Source organism: Aliirhizobium wenxiniae, from assembly GCF_014201355.1.
Classification (GTDB): Bacteria; Pseudomonadota; Alphaproteobacteria; order Rhizobiales; family Rhizobiaceae; genus Neorhizobium; species Neorhizobium wenxiniae.
Map to the genome: position 1 here is coordinate 1,116,356 of NZ_JACHEG010000002.1, position 15,898 is coordinate 1,132,253.

The 15,898-nt window shown below is 59.9% G+C and carries 14 protein-coding genes and 1 tRNA gene; 8 read left to right on the top strand and 7 right to left on the bottom strand.

Annotated features, from left to right (window positions below; all coding sequences use genetic code 11):
* Positions 1-4: 4 nt before the first annotated feature.
* The 4 genes from pstA to phoR all read right to left on the bottom strand — a co-directional run bounded on the left by pstA (position 5) and on the right by phoR (position 5,411).
* Entirely contained in the window at positions 5-1,321 is a 1,317-nt protein-coding gene (gene pstA / locus HNQ72_RS13310; RefSeq protein WP_183992686.1) for a phosphate ABC transporter permease PstA, read from the bottom strand.
* Positions 1,318-2,802, bottom strand: coding sequence for a phosphate ABC transporter permease subunit PstC (pstC, locus tag HNQ72_RS13315; RefSeq protein WP_183992687.1), 1,485 nt, complete (start codon positions 2,800-2,802; stop codon positions 1,318-1,320). Before pstC ends, pstA begins: the two co-directional genes overlap by 4 nt.
* 164 nt (positions 2,803-2,966) lie before the next feature.
* Entirely contained in the window at positions 2,967-4,001 is a 1,035-nt protein-coding gene (locus HNQ72_RS13320) for a substrate-binding domain-containing protein (RefSeq protein WP_183992688.1), read from the bottom strand.
* 192 nt (positions 4,002-4,193) lie between these two features.
* Positions 4,194-5,411 carry a phosphate regulon sensor histidine kinase PhoR gene (gene phoR, locus HNQ72_RS13325; RefSeq protein ID WP_183993130.1) on the bottom strand — a complete coding sequence of 406 codons (1,218 nt, stop codon included), beginning with the start codon at positions 5,409-5,411 and terminating at the stop codon, positions 4,194-4,196.
* A 229-nt stretch (positions 5,412-5,640) separates the two neighbouring features.
* Here phoR and ppk2 point away from each other — a divergent pair, with 229 nt between their 5' ends.
* Positions 5,641-6,519 (top strand): polyphosphate kinase 2, encoded by an 879-nt coding sequence (gene ppk2, locus HNQ72_RS13330; RefSeq protein WP_183992689.1) that lies wholly within the window; start codon positions 5,641-5,643, stop codon positions 6,517-6,519.
* Positions 6,520-6,547: 28 nt separating this feature from the next.
* Here the strand turns inward: ppk2 and HNQ72_RS13335 are convergent, their stop codons facing one another.
* Positions 6,548-7,783 carry a hypothetical protein gene (locus HNQ72_RS13335; protein ID WP_183992690.1) on the bottom strand — a complete coding sequence of 412 codons (1,236 nt, stop codon included), beginning with the start codon at positions 7,781-7,783 and terminating at the stop codon, positions 6,548-6,550.
* A 247-nt stretch (positions 7,784-8,030) separates the two neighbouring features.
* On the opposite strand from HNQ72_RS13335, the gene HNQ72_RS13340 reads away from it, so the two are divergent.
* The 3 genes from HNQ72_RS13340 (at position 8,031) to HNQ72_RS31240 (ending at position 9,491) form a co-directional block, all read left to right on the top strand.
* Complete coding sequence (locus HNQ72_RS13340) at positions 8,031-8,987, top strand: NAD(P)H-dependent flavin oxidoreductase (protein WP_183992691.1); 957 nt, start codon at positions 8,031-8,033, stop codon at positions 8,985-8,987.
* A 116-nt stretch (positions 8,988-9,103) separates the two neighbouring features.
* Positions 9,104-9,179, top strand: a tRNA-Thr gene (locus HNQ72_RS13345).
* Positions 9,180-9,245: 66 nt separating this feature from the next.
* On the top strand, positions 9,246-9,491 hold the full coding sequence (locus HNQ72_RS31240; RefSeq protein ID WP_373289419.1) for a DUF6538 domain-containing protein: 246 nt from the start codon (positions 9,246-9,248) through the stop codon (positions 9,489-9,491).
* On the opposite strand, the gene HNQ72_RS13350 is transcribed toward HNQ72_RS31240, so the two are convergent.
* Positions 9,414-10,565, bottom strand: coding sequence for a ceramide glucosyltransferase (locus HNQ72_RS13350; RefSeq protein ID WP_183992692.1), 1,152 nt, complete (start codon positions 10,563-10,565; stop codon positions 9,414-9,416). The genes HNQ72_RS31240 and HNQ72_RS13350 overlap by 78 nt on opposite strands.
* A gap of 149 nt (positions 10,566-10,714) precedes the next feature.
* The gene (locus HNQ72_RS13355; protein WP_183992693.1) at positions 10,715-11,830 is read right to left on the bottom strand and encodes an NAD(P)/FAD-dependent oxidoreductase; all 1,116 of its coding nucleotides are present in this window, start codon (positions 11,828-11,830) and stop codon (positions 10,715-10,717) included.
* Between the two features lie 128 nt (positions 11,831-11,958).
* Here HNQ72_RS13355 and HNQ72_RS13360 point away from each other — a divergent pair, with 128 nt between their 5' ends.
* The 4 genes from HNQ72_RS13360 (at position 11,959) to nadE (ending at position 15,892) form a co-directional block, all read left to right on the top strand.
* Positions 11,959-12,912, top strand: a complete 954-nt coding sequence (locus HNQ72_RS13360; RefSeq protein WP_183992694.1) for a D-2-hydroxyacid dehydrogenase — start codon at positions 11,959-11,961, stop codon at positions 12,910-12,912.
* A gap of 154 nt (positions 12,913-13,066) precedes the next feature.
* Positions 13,067-13,327: an acyl carrier protein gene (locus HNQ72_RS13365; RefSeq protein WP_183992695.1), complete on the top strand. Its 261-nt coding sequence runs from the start codon at positions 13,067-13,069 to the stop codon at positions 13,325-13,327.
* A gap of 16 nt (positions 13,328-13,343) precedes the next feature.
* A complete protein-coding gene (locus HNQ72_RS13370; RefSeq protein ID WP_183992696.1) occupies positions 13,344-14,897 on the top strand; it encodes a class I adenylate-forming enzyme family protein in 1,554 nt (517 codons plus the stop codon).
* Positions 14,894-15,892 (top strand): NAD(+) synthase, encoded by a 999-nt coding sequence (gene nadE, locus HNQ72_RS13375; protein ID WP_183992697.1) that lies wholly within the window; start codon positions 14,894-14,896, stop codon positions 15,890-15,892. Before HNQ72_RS13370 ends, nadE begins: the two co-directional genes overlap by 4 nt.
* The last annotated feature ends 6 nt before the right edge of the window (positions 15,893-15,898 follow it).

A 15,898-nucleotide genomic window follows, 5' to 3' on the forward strand; every position in this document is an offset into this window, starting at 1 on the left:
TCTCCTACCACCGGCGTTCGAAGCGCCGACGCAACAGAATTGCACCAACATTCATGACCACGAGGAACAGGAGCAAGATGATGATCGCTCCCGAAGTTCTTTCGACGAAGGCGCGTTCCGCCTCGTTTGCCCACATGTAGATCTGCACCGGCAGGGCGGTCGACGGATCCATCGGCGTCGTCGGGTAATTGGCGACGAAGGCGACCATGCCGATCAGGAGCAGCGGCGCGGTTTCGCCGAGTGCGTGTGCCAGGCCGATGATCGTGCCGGTAAGGATGCCCGGCATGGCAAGCGGCAGGACGTGATGGAAGATGGTCTGCATCTTCGATGCGCCGAGGCCGAGGGCTGCCGCGCGGATCGAGGGCGGAACCGCCTTCAATGCTGCGCGGGTGGCGATGATGATCGTCGGAAGCGTCATCAACGTCAGGACCAGGCCGCCGACCAGCGAAGCCGAGCGCGGCAGGCCCATGAAGTTGATGAAGACCGCCAGACCCAAGAGACCGTAAACGATGGAGGGAACGGCCGCGAGGTTGTTGATGTTCACCTCGATCAGATCGGTGAACTTGTTCTTCGGCGCGAACTCCTCGAGATAGATCGAAGCCGCGACGCCGATCGGCAGCGCCAGGACGAGCACGATCAGCATCATGTAGAAGGAGCCGATCAGGGCGACACCGACGCCGGCGGCTTCCGGACGGCTGGAATTGCCGTTGACGAAAATGCCGGTGTTGAAGTGTTTTCCGAGTGCGCCGGATTCCGCAAGCTGGTTCATCCAGCCAACCTGCTGGTCGGAAACCTTGCGGTTGTTTTCCGAAACCGAGAGATCGATCTGGCCCTTGAAGGCACTGTCGATATCGCCGGCGGCAAGCAACGAGACCGTCTGGGTCGTGCCGATGATCTGCGGATTGGCGACAACCATGTCACGCAGCTGGCCACGAACGCCGTCCGAGATCATCTGGTTGACGGCGCGAAGACCCGAACGATCGGTCTCGGCAACACCAAGCACCTTGGCGACTGCGTTACGGGCGATCAGCGGGTAATTGGCCGTCACCAGCTTCTGCGGATCGGTGGCGCGCTCGTTATCCTTGTCGATGATCTGTTCGGAAAACTCGACCGGAACGGTGATCATCGTCTGCTGGAATGCGGTGTAGCCCTTGGAGACAACCGAATAGAGCAGGATGAAGAGAAACAGGATGCCGAAGGAGAGCGCCGCAATGCCATAGGCACGGAAGCGTCGTTCGGCAGCATAGCGGCGCTTGATGCCGATATCGCGGCGGGCGGGCTTGGCTGAAGCGCCGGCGGGGAAGGAAACCACGTCGGTCATTCGTACTGCTCCCGGTATTTGCGCACGATGAAGAGCGCGTAGATATTGAGGCAAAGCGTGATCACGAAGAGCGTGATACCCAGTGCGAAGGCGACGAGCGTCTGCGGCGAGGTGAATTCAAGGTCGCCCGTCAGCTGGCTGACGATCTTGACCGTCACAGTCGTCATCGGTTCGAACGGGTTGAGCTGCATGCGGGCTGCAACACCGGCCGCAAGAACCACGATCATGGTTTCGCCGATGGCACGCGAGGCGGTCATCAGGAGAGCGCCGACGACACCCGGCAGCGCTGCCGGCATGACGACCTTCTTGATGGTTTCCGACTTGGTGGCGCCAAGGCCGAGCGAACCGTCACGCAGGGCGCGGGGCACCGCGGTGATGATGTCGTCCGACAGCGAGGAGACGTAAGGGATCAGCATGATGCCCATGACGAAACCGGCAGTCAGAACCGACTGCGCCTGGATGAAGTTGGCGAAATCACCCGTTGCGATGCCGTTGATACTGGACGAAAGGTCTCGCAGGAACGGGCCGACCGTGGTCAGGGCGAAGAAGCCGTAGACGATGGTCGGGATACCAGCCAGGACTTCGAGCAGCGGCTTGGCGACCGAACGCAGCTTCGGCGACGCGTATTCCGACATATAGATTGCCGAGAACAGGCCGACAGGAACGGCGACGAGCATGGCGACGAAGCCGATGTAGAGCGTACCGAGAAGCAGCGGGATGAGACCGAACTGGCCTTCCGAAGCAGCGGCACCGGCGGCCGCGAAACGCGGATCCCAGACGGTACCAAAGAAGAACTCCCAGGCCGGGACGCGGCCGAAGAAGTGGCCGGCTTCCGTCAACATCGACATGACGATGCCGATTGTCGTGATGATGGCGATCGACGACGCGACGACGAGCGCGCCGAGGATGACACGTTCGACCCGGTTGCGGGCGCGGAAACGATGCGAGATGCGGGTGTAGGAAAGACCTGCACCGATCAGGGCGACAATCAGGACAACAGCCGTCATGACGCGGTTGCTGATCTTGTTCATCGCATTGAGGTCGCCGGCGGACTCGACCATGTAAGGTTCGGGATCACCGGCAAGCGCAACACCCTTGGCGCCGAGCGCGCTGCGAAGCTCGGCAGGATTGGCGCCGACCTTGTCGATCTCGTCGAGTGTCAGGATATCCATGCCGCGGGCGAGCGAATTGACCATGCCGAAAGCGAGACCCTGCTCAGCTTCTGACTTGGCCTTCACATCTTCGGGGAAACCGCCGCGGATGGTGGAATTGATGTAGAGCGGGCTGGCAATGAGCCAGGCAGCCAGAACGATCGCGGCCGGCAGGACGGCGCAGATCGCGACGAACGAACCATAATAGCCGGGACGAGAATGGAGTTTGGAGGACAGACCGCCAGCGATCGCCAGCGCATGTCGGGTCCCAACGACATAACAGACGACCGCAATGATCGCCAAAATCAACAAGATCAGTGGTGTGCTCATCAGAATCCCCCGGCCTACCGCCATCGGCGGCAGCCACTACCGCACAATTCCCATCACCGGAACCGAATTGGTCGCAAATACCCAGTTAAAAGGCCGCCTTGCGAAGACGCCGGCGGAATGCCGGATAAGAGACCGGCGCCGCCAAAGCGGCGCCGGATCAAGCATTACATGGTCTTGCCGGCAGCGAAGTCCTTACGGACCTGTTCGCGCTGGTCGTCCGGAGCGGCAACCAGGCCGTATTCGGCGAGCGGGCCTTCCGGGCCAACCATGTCGTCAGAGATGAAGAACTCTACGTATTCCTTCAGGCCCGGGATAACGCCCAGGTGAGCCTTCTTGACGTAGAAGTACAGCGGACGGGAAACCGGGTACTTGCCGGAGGAGATCGTTTCGGTCGAAGCTACGACGTCCGAAACGGTTGCAACCTTCAGCTTGTCCTTGTTGTTTTCGTAGAAAGCCAGGCCGAAAACGCCGAGGCCGGTCTTGTTGGCAGCGATACGAGCGAGCGTTTCGGTGTAGTCACCGTCGATGTCGACAGCAACGCCGTCCTTACGGACTGCAACGCACTTGGCAGCAGCCTGCTTGGCATCGGTGATAGCAGCCTTGATGACGTCGGTGGCGCCGGCTTCCTTGCAGCCTTCAGCCATGATCTTCTCTTCGAAGACTTCGCGGGTGCCGTGCTTGGAGCCCGGGATGTAGGCAGCGATCGGGCCCTTCGGCAGGGTAGCGTTGATGTCCGACCAGTTCTTGTAGGGGTTGGCGACGAGCTTGCCATCAACAACAACTTCAGCAGCGAGAGCCTTGTAGAGGTCCTTCGGCTCGATCTTCATGTCGCCGTTGGAAGAGTCGGCAGCAAATACGATACCGTCGTAACCGATGCGGATTTCCTGAACGTCGGTAACGCCAGCAGCCTTGCAGGCTTCGGCTTCGCTCTTGTTGATAGCGCGCGAAGCGTTGGCAACGTCGATCGTGCCTTCACCAACGCCCGAGCAGAAAGCCTTCAGACCGCCGCCGGTGCCGCCGGATTCAACAACCGGAGCCTTGAAGTTCGGGAAGGTTTCCGCGAAGGTTTCAGCAACGATCTTTGCATACGGCAGAACGGTGGAGGAGCCGGCAACCTGGACCTGGTCGCGCGCAGCGGCAGCGCCGGCGAATGCGACAGAGGCCACGAGGGCAGCTGCAGAAAGTTTCAACATGTTCATCGATCTCTCCCATGATGGGGTTTGTGAAAGCGTTGGTCGCCGGTTTTCGCACCTGCCGGCTTCTTGCCCGCTCCTATTAGCGGCCGTTGACCTCAGCTTTTATGTCACTTCGATGAAACATTTGTGACAATTTAAATATCTGATTTCACTACACAATATAGTTGCACGCCTGTGCATCGTGTAGGTTTTATGTCAGAATCTGACGGTAAACTCGGATCCCTTGCCCAATTCGGACTTCACGATGAGGCGGGCGCGGTGTCTGGTGAGGATATGCTTGACGATGGCAAGCCCAAGGCCGGTGCCCTTTTTCGACCGGCTGTCGGCGACGCTGACCCGATAAAAACGCTCGGTAAGTCGCGGAACATGTTCCGCAGGGATGCCGGGACCGCGGTCGACGACGCTGACTTCGACCGGCTGGGATGGCTCGTTGCGCAGGAAGACATCGACGAACTTGCCCTCCTGACCGTATTTGCAGGCATTCTCGATCAGGTTCTCGACAACTTCCACCAGTTCGTCGCGATCCCCCAAGACCTCGACCTTTTCTTCCGGCAGGTGAAGGCGGATTTCGACGCCAAGCTCCTCCGCCAGCGGCAAAAGCGCGTCACGGACATGGCCGATAACCGGACGAAGATCGACTGACTGGTCCGGCGCGATATGGGATTTCAGTTCGAGCCTCGAAAGCGACAGGAGATCGTCGACAAGGCGGCTCATGCGGGTCGACTGATCCAGCATGATCCCGAGAAATCGTTCCTTGGCGGCATCATCAGAACGCGCCGGTCCCTGCATGGTCTCGATGAACCCGCGCAAAGAAGCAAGCGGGGTGCGCAATTCATGGCTGGCATTGGCGACGAAATCGGACCGCATGCGATCGAGCCGGCGAAGTTCGGAGATATCCTTGAACGACAGGAGGAAGAGTTTTTCCGCACCGAAAGCACCCTGCGGCTCCATTGCCGCGATGCGCAGGAGATAGACGCGTTCCGACGGGAGCCTTTCGGAATGTTCGATCTGGTTCGGCTCGCCGGTTGCGATCGTCTCCTTGACCATATCGAGAATACCCGGCGAGCGCAGGCGCGCCGAGAGATGCGAGCCGATCGGCAGCAGGCCAAGCGCCTTTTCCGCCGCCTTGTTTTCCCACAGAACGATCGCTTCGGCATTCAACAGCAGGACCGGGATATCGAGAGCGGAAAGCGTCGCTGCGATACTGGGCGGTGGATCCGGCGCCTGCTCTTCTTCCTCAATCTGCTCCGGCTCTACGACGGGCATGACGACCGGAGGCCGTGCCGAAACTGCCAGAACAAGGATCAGCCAGACCAGAGCAACCCAATACCAGGGCAGACCTGCGGCAATCGCGGCCAATGCAGACACAGTCAGCAACAAGAAGAGACGCCATTCTCTTCTCATCGCGGCGATAAGACCTCCGCCTGCCTGCTCTGCATTCGACGCCATGACAACCCCAACTGGACCCCGGGCCACATCCCGGCATTTTGCTTGCTAAACACGTGGTCATATAAGCCTTCCATGACACTTGTGCATCAAGGCCTATGGAAAACCTATGCCGGAATGCCACCTTTCGGATAGCGTGTCGCCATGGCGCAGCGCGTCGTTACCAGAGATATCGAGGACAAAGAGGAGAGCATGCATGTCAACGGGTGAAAGTAGGACGGTCGATCTGACAATCGGGGGAAAGAAACGCCGGTTCGACATAGACAACCCGACCCTGCCGGGCTGGATCGACGACCAGGCACTGGCCTCAGGCAATTATCCCTATGACGACAAGCTGAACCGGGAGAAATACGAAAAGCAGCTGGAAAAGCTGCAGATTGAACTGGTGAAGATGCAGTTTTGGATGCAGGCGACCGGAAAACGCATGGTGGCGCTGTTCGAGGGCCGGGATGCTGCCGGCAAGGGCGGCACGATCTTTTCGATCCGCACCTATCTCAATCCTCGCTCAGCGCGTGTCGTCGCCCTGACCAAGCCGACGGAGACCGAAGTCGGACAATGGTACTATCAGCGCTACGCGACGCATTTCCCCACCAAGGGCGAGATCGTGCTCTATGACCGCTCCTGGTATAACCGCGCCGTGGTCGAACCCGTCATGGGGTTCTGCACGCCGGCGCAATATGACAGCTTCATGCGGGCGACGCCGCGGTTCGAAAAGCTGCTGGTGGAAGACGGCGTACATTTCTTCAAGTTCTGGCTCGATATCGGCCAGGAAATGCAGCTGAAGCGCTTTCACGACCGACGTCATGACCCGCTGAAGATCTGGAAGCTCTCGCCGATGGATATCGCCGCGCTGACGAAATGGGATCAGTACACCGAAAAACGCAACAAAATGCTGGAAGAGACCCACACCAAGGAGGCGCCTTGGGCGATCCTGCGGGCCAACGACAAGCGGCGTTCAAGGCTGAACGCGATCCGCCACATCCTTCTGTCTCTCGACTACGAAGGCAAGGACAAGGATGCCATCGGCGAAATCGACGACAAGATCCTCGGGTTCGGGCCGAAGTATCTCAAATAAGGACGATCCGGCAGGCGAAGCTGCCGGGTCACTGACCCGGCAGAGCGCGAACGGAATAGATAAAGACCGGGCGATCGGCACCCTGAATACCGGTGTTGACGATGATGCGGCCGGGCGCATTGGGCGCCATCGTGCGGTCGAAGCTCACCTTGAACAGCGCGTCGAGCTTTTCCTGCGTTGCCGTGAAACGGTGGCGCGAACAGCTGCCGAGGCTGCCGAAATCGCAGCGGACCGAAATCTGAGAGTGCTGGTTTGCTGCCGACTGGATGGTCAGCGCCAGCGTGGAACTCTTGCCGGCAAGCTCGCGCAGGATTTCCACCGGCACCGCGATTGCGACATCTCCGGCGGCATCCGACGTGGCAGAGGTAACCTTGAGTGCCTGAGCTTCGGTGCCGGTCGCGATCTCCGCCCTTGCCTGAGAACCCGCGGTAAAGGCGGCGCCCTGCTGTGGCTGGAAGATCGAGGCCCATTCTTCCGAGAAGCCTCCACGCGAGGAAAGCACGGACGGCCCCTGCCCCGAGGACTGAAGCGCCGACGGTCGATTGGCGCTGCGCACCGCATCCTCGATGATCGATTGCACCATGCCCGACTGATAGAAGAAGAAGCAGCCGACCGCGACCACGCCAAGCGTTATGATCCAGGTGAGCAGATGAGACAGAAAGCCACGTTTCTTCCGGCGGCGGCGTCCAGCCGGAATTTCGGCGGAAGCCTTCACCTTGCGACCTTTGCGCCCTTTAGCACCGGTGGGCTCTGCAACCTCGCCGACGGGGGAGGCTTCCGGCAGCGTGCCGGGTACCGGTTCGGATTCATACCCTGCCGGCGCGATATCGGGGGCCATCGAGGGTCTTTCGGAGTGATGGTCTGCGGTCGCCCCTGATCGGGTTACACCACCAAGTGCACCTGCCTCAGCCACGTGGGGAGCGGGCGCACGCGGTGCGTCGACAGATACGGAGACGTCGGGGACAACGTGTGATGTGGTCTGGCGGACAGGCGCATCGATTTCGACAAAGGGATCGACATCGGGAGCCGGAACAGGCTGGGCCGACTGCGCCAGGCGGTCGATCTCCTCGTTCTCGATCTCGCTGATCTTGTCTTCCAGCCGCTTGCGCTGCTGCATGATGACAAGGTTATCGGTGACGCCCTGCTTACGCAGGCCGGCATCAAGTGCCTGGCGGGCGGACTGATAGATCCGGGCGCGCACCTGGCCATCACCACGTTCGGCACGATCCAGGGCATTTCTTATGGCTGTTTCCAGGCCGCTCACTGCCGGTCCTTCCGGTTCATTCCAACTGGCGAGCGTAATCGTGTCACGCTCCTATTTTTAACCTCTCGGTAACGTCTCAGGCGCCGAACTGCAAGAAGGCGACCCAACTCATCCCGTGGTGAGACGGCCGAAACATGGTGGCAAATCCATGGCGGGTAAGTTCGATCGGCTAAACCGAGGCGACTTCCCCCCATGAAACTCATCTGATACACCATCTTACGTAAAGGTAATTCGGGAGGTTTCCTTCATGCTTCCAGCGGTCCTCAAGGACAGGCTGCGGCTACCGGTCGTAGCGTCGCCGCTCTTCATCATATCGCATCCGCAACTGACGCTGGCGCAATGCAGGGCGGGTGTCGTCGGGGCTTTTCCGGCACTCAATGCGCGGCCGGAAAGCCAGCTCGACGAATGGCTGGCGCAGATCACGGAAGAGCTTAGCGCCTATGATGCCGCCAATCCCGACAGGCCATCTGCGCCGTTCGCCGTCAACCAGATCGTCCACACGTCGAACAGGCGGCTGGAGCACGATCTGATGATGTGCGTGAAATACAAGGTGCCGATCGTGATCTCCTCGCTCGGCGCCGTGCCGGAGGTGAATGCCGCCGTGCATTCTTATGGCGGCATCGTGCTGCATGACATCATCAACAACCGGCATGCGAAATCTGCCATCCGCAAGGGTGCCGACGGTTTGATCGCAGTTGCGACCGGTGCCGGCGGCCATGCGGGCACGTTGTCGCCCTTCGCACTGGTGCAGGAAATCCGCGAATGGTTCGACGGGCCGCTGCTTCTGGCCGGGGCGATCGCTACCGGCGGCGGCATTCTGGCGGCCCAGGCCATGGGCGCCGACATGGCCTATATCGGCTCGCCCTTCATCGCGACGGATGAAGCACGCGCTTCGGACGGCTACAAACAGATGATTGTGGATTCGAACGCAGCCGACATCGTCTATTCCAACTATTTCACCGGAATCCACGGCAATTACCTGAAGGGTTCGATTGCGGCGATGGGATTGGATCCGAATGCACTGCCCGAGGCCGATCCATCAAAGATGGATTTCGACAAAGCAACCACCGGCGCGAAAGCCTGGAAGGAAATCTGGGGCGCCGGTCAGGGCGTAGGAGCGGTGAAGGCCGTTTCGTCGGTCGCCGAACTGGTCGATCGACTGGAGGGGGAATATATGCAGGCGCGGCGAAGGCTATCGCTTTAAGCTGGCCGCGCTCCATTGCGGGAAAAACGACAGGATCGCGAAAACCGGCTTGAAATCGGAATTGGTTGCCTGTATCAGCGCATCACTCGCAGATTGGCGCCGGTCGCCACTGTCGGGCCGCTTTAGCTCAGGTGGTAGAGCACATCATTCGTAATGATGGGGTCGCAGGTTCGAGTCCTGCAAGCGGCACCATTTCCTCGAAAATCAAAGATTTGAATACCGGTTTCCGCAGGTGGGACATTTCGGTGAGACAATTCTTTGTTTATCCCCTCCTACATTCTCAAATCCCGGCACGGCATATTCTATTTCCGCTGGCCACTGCCAAAGCAGCTACGCCCGCGCCAGAAAGCAGAATCAATCAAGCTTTCTCTACAGACGCGCGATCCACAAGAAGCATTGCGCTTCCCGTTCACCTTAGTTCCGGCTTCAGTGGGGCGGGGACGCAGAACTCAGCTCGCTCGTCTCGGTGCCAATCGTCATCGTGTTGCCGCGCCAGTCGAATGAACCACTCAGCCAGCTTCTCATCCAGATTGCGGGTGACAACACGTCGCGCACAAGCATAGCCGGAAGCGTCCAAACCGAGAGGTGCCAGTTCTTTGCCCGGATCAGAGCGAGCTCGGGAAGATAGACGGCTGCGAGGACGGCAAGGGTGACCATCGAGAATGAGATGGTGCCGGTCGACAAGGCTGCCGCAGCAAGCGCCAGCAAAAGCGGCGGCAGGCAACCGAGCAGGATTTCCGGCACGAAGAAGGCAGGAAAGGTGACCCGGCGCAGGCGCGCCCAACGGGCTTGTCGGGACCATATCTGGGTGAGTTCGCGCCTGCCGAGCGGCTGTTCGAATGGCGAGGCGACAAGATGGACCTTGCGTCCGAGACCGCGCACCAGCTTGGTCGCGGCAGCGTCCTCGGCAATTTCAGCGCCGAGTGCGGCAATGCCGCCTTCCGCATCCAGCATTGGCTTGAACCACAACATGCTCTTGCCCTGGGCAAATCCGAGGCCAACTGCTTCGCCCGCATATTGCCAGCGGGCCTGCTGGGAGTTCAGGAAGGCACATTCGACTTCTGCCCAGAAACCTTCCGGGCGAGAGCCGAGCGGAGTAGAGCAAACGAGACCTGTGTTCGGTCGGCGCGCCGCCATGAGATGGCCAATGTAATCGCGCGGCATCAGAACGTTGGAATCGGCGAGCACAACCCAGTCATTCACCGCTGCGCGCCACCCCTTGACGCAATTGTTAAGCTTGGGGTTGGCGCTGACACGATCGTCACCGATCAATAGGCTTGCCCTGATTTCAGGATGCCGTGCCATAGCCTCTTTCACTGCCGGGATGACCGGGTCGCGCGCATCGGCAACGCAAAAGATCAGCTCGTAGTCCGGCCATTCCAGATCAAAGGCGCGTTCGAGCGTCAGAGGAGTAAAATTCTCGATGCCACAAGCCGGGATGACGACGGAGACAGGTGGCTTTTCCGTGAGCGCGGGTGCCGGGCTGCCATTGCGCGACAGGCGACCCATCGCAATGCCGATACTGATGCCGTTGGCAGCGATCAGTGCCCCGGAAGCAAGGCCTAGAATAAGCGACATCAAGCAATCTCCGTTGAGCCTCGATATGTCAGGTTCCGCCTTCATGGGGCGCGGCTCATCGGGCTTGGCGAAGGAGCCAAGCACGGACGGATGTCAGGGACATGACACGAAGGCAGATGCCGGGGCTGACCGGTCCATACCCACGACTTTTATTCGGAAATCAGCCGCCAGACCTCGTCGGCGATGGCAAGCGACGAGGTGAGACCAGGAGATTCGATACCGTAAAGCGCCACGTAACCAGGATGTCCCGTAACCTGCGGTCCCTGGATGATGAAGTCTCCGCCACCACCGCCTTCGGGGCCTACCGTCTTCGGTCGCACACCGGCATAGGCAGGTTGCAAAGAGGCATCCTTCAGATGCGGCCAGTATTTGCGGATCGCAGCATAGAACTTTTCCGAGCGCGCCGGATCGACATCGTAGTTGGGGGCTTCCACCCATTCGACATCCGGCCCGAAGCGCGCCTGGCCGGCAAGATCGAGGGTCAGATGCGTGCCGAGGCCACCCGGTTCCGGAACCGGATAGATCAGCCGGCTGGCCGGTGCCTTGCCGGACAGGGCGAAATAATTGCCCTTGGCATAGGAACGATGCGGGATCGTTGCCGGATCAAGCCCCTTGAGGTTTGCCGAGACGGACCATGCTTCCAGACCCGCCGAATTGATGACCAGTCGGACATTGGCGGTGAAAGGGTCATCGCCGCCGACCGAGAGCACCAGGCCATCGGCCGTCAATTCACCGGAGAGAAGCGGAGAGTTTACGACGATCGTTCCGCCATGCGTCTCGATATCAGTGATATAGGCGTCCATCAGGCCGTGGCTGTCAATGATGCCGGTCGAGGGGGAAACCAGCGCCGCATGGCCAACGATTTGCGGTTCCAGCGCATGCAGTTCTGCGGCATCTATGAGATAACAGTCGTCGACATCGTTGGCTGAGGCCTGTTTCAGCAGTTTTTCCAGATAGGCGACCTCATCCGGATTGGAAGCGACGACAAGCTTGCCGCATTGACGATGCGGGACATGGTGCTCGCGGCAATAGGCGTAAAGCGCATCCCTGCCCTTGACGCAGAGTTCCGCCTTGCGGCTGCCGCTTGCATAATAAAGCCCGGCATGAATGACCTCGCTGTTGCGCGAGGAGGTGACGCTGCCCGTCAGCGGCTCGCTTTCGAGGACCACAACCTCACGCCCCGCTATCGCCAGTCGGCGGGCAATTGCCAGGCCGACGACACCACCACCGACGACCACGCAATCGAGGTCGAGAACTTCCCCCATGCAACTCCCCCATACAGGTCAACTTGGCCGTTCTTCGGGCTTTCGCGGCGGCCCGAATGTTGTAGGACTACATTCCTCAAACAGGCGCGCGCCGAATGCAAGCCGGAACTAATTTTTGGGAGGCTTTGATGACGAAGATTGTTTTCCTCGATCGCGACACGATTGGTCCTGCGGTGACGATTAGCCGGCCGAGCTTTCCCCATGAATGGGTCGAATACGGCAAGACGCCAGAATCCGAGGTGACGGAGCGCATCCGCGATGCCGATATAGTCATCACCAACAAGGCGCCCGTGCGCGAGACTTCGATCAAGGCTGCGCCGAAGCTGAAAATGATTGCGGTGGCGGCAACCGGCTATGACGTAATCGACCTGGCCTTCGCCAAGGAGCGCGGCATCGTGGTTTCGAATGTGCGAGGTTATGCGGTCAATACCGTGCCGGAGCATACGTTTGCGCTGATTTTTGCGCTGCGCCGCTCGATCGTCGGCTTTCGCGAGGATGTAATCGCAGGCGAGTGGCAGCGCGCCAACCAGTTCTGTTTCTTCAACCATCCGATCCGCGATCTGGCCAATTCCACGATCGGCATTTTCGGCGGCGGTACACTGGGCCAATCGGTGACCCGGATTGCCGAGGCACTGGGCATGAAGGTGATGTTTGCCGGCCGCAAGGGCGCAAGCGAGGTTGCGCAGGGTTACACGCCATTCGAAACGGTGCTCGAAGAGGCTGATATCATTTCACTGCACATGCCGCTCAAACCGGAGACGCGTGACCTGATCGGGATCGAAGAGTTCCGCAAAATGAGAAAACATCCGCTGATCATCAACACGGCGCGCGGCGGACTGGTGAACGAGGCCGATCTGGTGACGGCGCTGAATGAAGGGCTGATTGCCGGGGCCGGGTTCGACGTGCTGACCAGGGAACCGCCGGCTGCGGACAACCCACTCCTGACCGTGCTCGATCGGCCGAATGTCATCCTCACCCCGCATGTCGCCTGGGCAAGTGACGAAGCGATGCAGGCGCTCTGGGCGCAAGTGATCGGGCATGTCGAGAATTTCGAAAAAGGCACGCCGTCCAACGTTCTATAGAGTATCGACCTGAACATTTTCGGGAATGTATCAAAGTGGAAATGCGGGCTTAGCGAAAGATTCAGGTGTTTGATGCAGGGTCAGCCCACGGGTAATAGTGGCCGCGCGTGTTTAGATCGCTGAATAGGCCACTCTCTGGGGAAGGCTTATTCTGATGACCGACAAGTTCAACGCTCCCGTGCGGGAATTCATTGCGGAAAACTTTCTGTTTCGCGCCGATGCTGAGCTCGACGACAACCAGTCATTGCTGGAAAGCGGCGTGATCGATTCCACCGGCGTGCTCGAAGTCATCGCCTTTCTGGAGCAGACTTTCGGCATTTCCATTGCAGACGACGAAATCGTCCCGGAAAATCTCGACAGCATCGCCAGCATGACACGCTACCTGGCATCGAAACTGCCGGCTGAAGCGGCTTGAGGCCAGCGGACCGGCCATGCGTATCGAGGATCACCTTCGCCAAAGCGCCGGTCGTTTCGGTCCAAAAACGGCGCTGATCGCCGGCGGGACCCAGCTGTCCTACGGGGAGTTGGACAGGCTGTCGGACTATCTGGCGGCAAGCTTGGTCGCGAACGGTATCAAGGCCGGCGATCGGGTTTTGATGATTGCCGAGAATTCGGTAGAGGCGATCGTCGCATTTTTCGCTGCCTGGAAGGCCGGAGCGGTACCCTGCCCTCTCTATGCCTCGATCAAGCAGGACAAGCTGCGCGCCATCATCGATAGTACAGAACCTTCTACTATCTTTGCGCAGGCCCGTTTCCTCAACGTGGTGGACAGTGCACTCAGCGGTGCGGATCATATTCCTCTCAAAATTGCATTCGGTACCCTGCCAACGAGCGCCACGGAAGATTGGCTGGTCTATGAGGCGATTGCCACTCATGACGGCGAAGCCGAACTGCCGCGGCAGGTGGACAGCGAAGCGCTGGCACTTCTGATCCACACGTCGGGTTCGACAGGCACGCCGAAGGGCGTGATGCATAGCCATGCAAGCCTGCTCGCCGCATGTGGCTCGATCATCGAATATCTGGAAAACCGCTCAGACGATATCATGCTCAGCGTATTGCCGATCTCCTTCGGTTACGGGATCACCCAGATCCTGACCATGGTGATGGTCGGTGGAACGCTGGTTCTGGAGAAGAGCTTTGCCTTTCCGCGCAAGGTGCTTCAGCGACTGGCAGAAGTGAAGGCGACCGGATTTCCGCTCGTACCGCCGATGGCGGCGTTGATCACGGGCATGCAGGATCTTCAACCGGGCTTCCTGCCCGATCTGCGCTATATCACCAGCGCTGCAGCCGCCATGCCTCCATCGGTCAGCCAGAGGCTTCGTACCCTCCTGCCGGATGCTCGGCTTTTTCTGATGTACGGCCAGACGGAATGTATTCGCGCAACCTATCTTGCGGCGGATGAGGCCGATCGCCAGCCGCTTTCCGTCGGCCGGGCCATTCCCGGCACCCGTGCCTTCGTCATCGATGAGGATGGCCGCTTGCTCGGCAGCGGGGAGATCGGCGAACTCGTGGTCGAAGGGCCGCATGTGATGAGCGGCTATTGGGGCGACGCGCTGGCGTCGTCCGCCAAGCTTCTGCCCATCACCGGCGGCAGGCGACTTCATACCGGCGACCTTTTCAAAACCGATGAAGACGGTTTTCTCTATTTTGTCAGCCGACGTGACGACATCATCAAGACACGTGGCGAAAAGGTCAGCCCACAGGAAGTGGAGCGGGTTCTTTATGCGCTTTCCGGCATTCGCGAGGCGGCCGTGGCCGGTATAGATGATCCCGTCTTCGGCCAGCTGATCCGCGCCTATGTTGCGCTGGAAGCTGATGCCGGGCTTTCCGAGAAGGATATCCTGCGCCACTGCGCGACGCATCTCGAAGACTATATGGTGCCGAAAAGCGTCGAGTTTCGTGACGCGCTGCCGAAAACCAGCACCGGCAAGATCCGCCTTTCCGCCGAACAATCCACTCCCGACATCGAGGACAATGTCGCATGACCAACGCCCCTGCCCGCTCGAAACCGACCGCACCGTTTTCCGCGCAAAACCTCGTGCTCGATGCCGAGGCTGAGATCGAGCGCATCTGCGAATGGCTGCGCCTGACCGTGCTGAAGGACCTGCGCAAGCGCGGGGCCGTTCTCGGCCTTTCAGGCGGCATCGATTCCAGCGTCACGGCAGCGCTTTGCGCCCGTGCGCTCGGCACGGGCAAGGTCACCGGCGTGTTCATGCCCGAACACGATAGCGACCCGGACAGCCTGCGGCTCGGCAAGGCACTGGCGGACGCTGTCGGCATAGAGACGGTGCTTGAGGATATCGGCCCATCGCTTGCCGCCCAGGGATGCTACGCGCGCCGCGACGGCTTTATTCGTCAGGTCGTGCCGGAGTTTTCCGAAGGCTGGGGCTGCAAGGTGGTGCTGGAGGATGCGCTGACCGGGCGCGGTTACAACATCTCCTGGCTGGTGGTCGCCAACCCGGCCGGCGAGCAGAGCCGGCACCGGATGCCGCTCGATGTCTATCTCGGCATGATCGCCGCTGCCAACATGAAGCAGCGGACGCGCAAGCAGATCGAATATTACCACGCCGATCGTCTAAATTTTGCCGTTACCGGCACACCGAACCGGCTGGAATACGACCAGGGCTTCTTCGTCAAGAACGGCGACGGCGCAGCCGATTTCAAGCCGATCGCCCATCTCTACAAAACCCAGGTCTATCAGCTGGCGGAGGCGCTCGGCGTGCCTGAAGAAATTCGCCGTCGCCCGCCGACGACCGACACCTGGTCGCTGCCGCAGGGGCAGGACGAATACTACTTCTCGCTGCCCTATGACCGGATGGATATCTGCCTCTATGCGCTGGACAACGGCATCTCCCGCGAAGAGACCGCGGATGCCGCGGGGCTCACATCGGATCAGGTGGATGCGGTCTGGCGCAATATCGCATCGAAGCGGAAGGTCGCCGATTACCTGCACGCCCAGCCGCTTACGATGCTCGGCTGAACCCGA

Coding starts and splice junctions, on each gene's coding strand:
- pstA (WP_183992686.1), bottom strand. CDS start 1,321: ATGACCGACGTGGTTTCCTTCCCCGCCGGCGCTTCAGCCAAGCCCGCC.
- pstC (WP_183992687.1), bottom strand. CDS start 2,802: ATGAGCACACCACTGATCTTGTTGATTTTGGCGATCATTGCGGTCGTC.
- HNQ72_RS13320 (WP_183992688.1), bottom strand. CDS start 4,001: ATGAACATGTTGAAACTTTCTGCAGCTGCCCTCGTGGCCTCTGTCGCA.
- ppk2 (WP_183992689.1), top strand. CDS start 5,641: ATGTCAACGGGTGAAAGTAGGACGGTCGATCTGACAATCGGGGGAAAG.
- HNQ72_RS13340 (WP_183992691.1), top strand. CDS start 8,031: ATGCTTCCAGCGGTCCTCAAGGACAGGCTGCGGCTACCGGTCGTAGCG.
- HNQ72_RS13350 (WP_183992692.1), bottom strand. CDS start 10,565: ATGTCGCTTATTCTAGGCCTTGCTTCCGGGGCACTGATCGCTGCCAAC.
- HNQ72_RS13355 (WP_183992693.1), bottom strand. CDS start 11,830: ATGGGGGAAGTTCTCGACCTCGATTGCGTGGTCGTCGGTGGTGGTGTC.
- HNQ72_RS13360 (WP_183992694.1), top strand. CDS start 11,959: ATGACGAAGATTGTTTTCCTCGATCGCGACACGATTGGTCCTGCGGTG.
- HNQ72_RS13365 (WP_183992695.1), top strand. CDS start 13,067: ATGACCGACAAGTTCAACGCTCCCGTGCGGGAATTCATTGCGGAAAAC.
- HNQ72_RS13370 (WP_183992696.1), top strand. CDS start 13,344: ATGCGTATCGAGGATCACCTTCGCCAAAGCGCCGGTCGTTTCGGTCCA.
- nadE (WP_183992697.1), top strand. CDS start 14,894: ATGACCAACGCCCCTGCCCGCTCGAAACCGACCGCACCGTTTTCCGCG.